Genomic DNA, 3048 nt, shown 5'->3' on the forward strand with positions numbered 1-3048 from the left:
CCTATCTTTATAAAACTTCTCATGAAGTTTTAGGTAATCTTTAAAGACATAATCTCTCAAATCTTTCTCCACAGTACGCTCCAATTCAAAGCGCTCCTTGAAAATAGTAGATAACAATCTATTTTCTTCATCGATTGAAAACCCAAATGGAATAAAACCCGTATCTCCATTCAAAAGATACCTTTGGATACCATTATCTATTGTTATAAACCCCAATTTTTTTAAAATCTCCTCTTGGCTACCCATGTTGTTGTAAACCGTAACAGGATTTTGGAAACTTTCTTCTGCGTTTCTTTCCACATAATTATCGTAAGGCTCTCTTTGGTGATAGTTGGTTATACCTTCATTGAAAGACAAAAGGTGGTCCAATGTTTTGATTTTGTTATCATAAAATTCTTCAATAAGCTTTTCTATTTTGAAAAGTTCAGCTTGCCTCAAACCAAATTCGTACAAATATTGGCTTTTCAGCAGTTCTTTCAATGGTGGCAAACCCTTTACACCTTTACCGTCTGCAAATGGAAAAAAGGCTGTAGGAATCCCCACCGTCTTATAAATCTCCTCAAAATTTCTCTCTTTCAAACTGTACAACTTCATCACCAGTACATCTATCAACCCTTCAGAAAGAAGCAGATAAGTATCAAGAGCGTTTTTGCTTTCTATAAACCCATAAAACTTAGAAACACTATCGATACTCTCCTCGTTGAAGTACAGTTCGTTTGGATATATCTCGGTATTCTGCTTTTTAATCGCCACGTTCAATCTGGCGAGTGCTTCTAACGCTTGAGCCTTACCAGAATCCTCAAACAAACCTTGTGGAACGGGAAGCTTTTTCAAATCCCCAACCTCCAAATCCACGCTTCCTGCAATAAAACTCTCCAAATAAGAAAACAAACTGCTATTGAGCAACCCCAAAAACCTAAAGATATCTTCATCTTTTGAAAAAAACAAACTACTCCCCTTACAATCGAACAAGAATCCAGAAGGAAGGTACCTAAAAGTTGCCCCTTTCGAGGTTGTCATCGTGTAAGTTATACCCTTTTTAAAATAATACTTTCTATTTGGAAGATAATTCCCCATCTTTGACAACAGATTGTAATTCTCTTCATCGAAGGCTATAACCCACCACAAATTGCCATACCATTTATTGTAAGGCCCACCTTTGGCATATGGGACCCATTTTTTGCCATCTTTAATATGATCAAAACTAATATCCTCTCTTCTAACTTCCCAAAAGAACCTCAAAAACCTATTGTTATCCCCAGTAGCTATCCCCTGTCGTGCATCGGCAAACTTATCTAACGGCTCGTTTTCAAAAGTACGAACAACATCTGAATTCACCCAATAGATGAAAGGGAACCTCGGAACCTTTGTAAAAATCCTCTTATCAACCCTAAAAACATACTTAGAAATATAATCCTCTCTCTTCTTTTCCTCACTTGCCGTGAGGCTGTCTTCCCAAATAGAAAATAAAGCCCTCTTCTTAGCATCTTTCCCATTAAAAGAGGTCAAGTTTATGTATTCACCTAAACTCCCTTCCTCACTTGCCGTGAGGTTGTCTTCACTTTTCCTCAAAACAAACATCGCTGTGTCAACTAAAGCGTTATCAAACACCCCTCCAAGGCCAAAGTGAACCAATCTTTCTATCTGAAAATTATCTAATATGAACCTTCTTGTCTTCTCATAACTTGCAATGAACATAAAAGTTTGAGGGGTGATCATACCAACAAATCCATCCGTCTTCACTAACTCGTAACTCTTTTTGATAAAGCAGGCGTAAAGATTCTTTTTAAACTCACTATAATCCTCGTTTATGTATCTCTTCAACTCAAAATCATAATCATAAGAATCCAAATACGGGGGGTTAGTCAAAACAATATCGTACTTCAAAGTAAGCACATCTAAAGCTTTCTTCAATCGCTCATCATCTATACCGGATTTTAAACTCAAAACATCCTCTGTTCTCATCAAACTTCCAGTCTTTTCAAACTTCTTCAAATACTCATTCTGCCCGTCCTCATTTGCCGTAAGGCTGCTCTCCTCTGGAACGGCTACTATGTTTGTTTCAATCTTCTCGCATGCTCCATCCTCCAAAGCCTTCAATCTCAACAACAAATTCGTAATCTCAACCGCGTTCTCATCGATATCTATACCGTATAAGTTCTTAGTAATTATAAGTTTTGGAATCAAAGCATCATCGTAACCCCTATTTTGGTACATCTCTTTCAACTTATCGTACACCCCTATAACAAAGTTCCCACATCCACAAGCTGGATCTATAATCTTAACATCCTCAATGTCCACACCCTTCTCATCCGTATAATATTTCCCCAACGTATTTTCCACCAAATAATCCACAATCCATTTTGGGGTATAAAACTGTGAAATAGCACCATTTTTACTCTTTAAATCCTTACCTGCCGTGAAACTGGCTTCGTTGAAATACTGGTAAGACCAAGAAATAATCTCCTCTTTCTTCCAATCTTCATCTTTCACACTCTGAAACAAATCTCTGACTTTTTCTATCGTTTCGCGAGTAATTCTGCTTTTAATCTCATCAACCAAATAACAACAATCAAAATCTCTTTTCAACAGTTGAACCCCAGAAAAATAATCACCTAAAATATCTGATTCCAACTCATTCTTATCTGCCCTGAGGCTGTTTCCTTTCGCCTGTAAAACTCTTAAAACAATAAAACTCAAAAAAACGTCCAACAAAACGCTCTCCTCATCTGCCGTGAGGCTGTCTTCCCCATTTATGACCTCCCTTTGCAGGATACTCTTAAGCCCCAAAGCCATTTTCTTAACGGATCTGTTCAAAATAAGCCACCTTCTCTTCTCTCTTTTTCACCCTAAAATCCTCTTCTCCAAGATAAATCAAACCTTCTTTTGGAACGATCTCCATCAACCTTGAAACGGTTCTATCGTCCAGAAAATTAACCAACTCCTTTGGATGCAAGTTTGATGAAATTATAACGCTTTTTTGATTTCTATTCACCTCGTCTATAACGATTCTTATCTTCTGCCCTATCCAATCATAACATTAAAGGA

2 protein-coding genes are annotated in these 3048 nt (G+C 37.3%); both read right to left on the minus strand.

The features are described 5' to 3' along the window. Positions 1–2817 (minus strand): Eco57I restriction-modification methylase domain-containing protein (locus tag AA81_RS07585; protein ID WP_169999676.1); only part of this gene is annotated, 2817 nt, incomplete at its 3' end. After that, the gene (locus AA81_RS07590) at positions 2801–2995 is read right to left on the minus strand and encodes a P-loop NTPase family protein (RefSeq protein WP_103898693.1); all 195 of its coding nucleotides are present in this window, start codon (positions 2993–2995) and stop codon (positions 2801–2803) included. The genes AA81_RS07590 and AA81_RS07585, both read right to left, overlap by 17 nt. Between the last annotated feature and the right edge of the window lie 53 nt (positions 2996–3048).

It is taken from the genome of Petrotoga halophila DSM 16923, assembly GCF_002924615.1.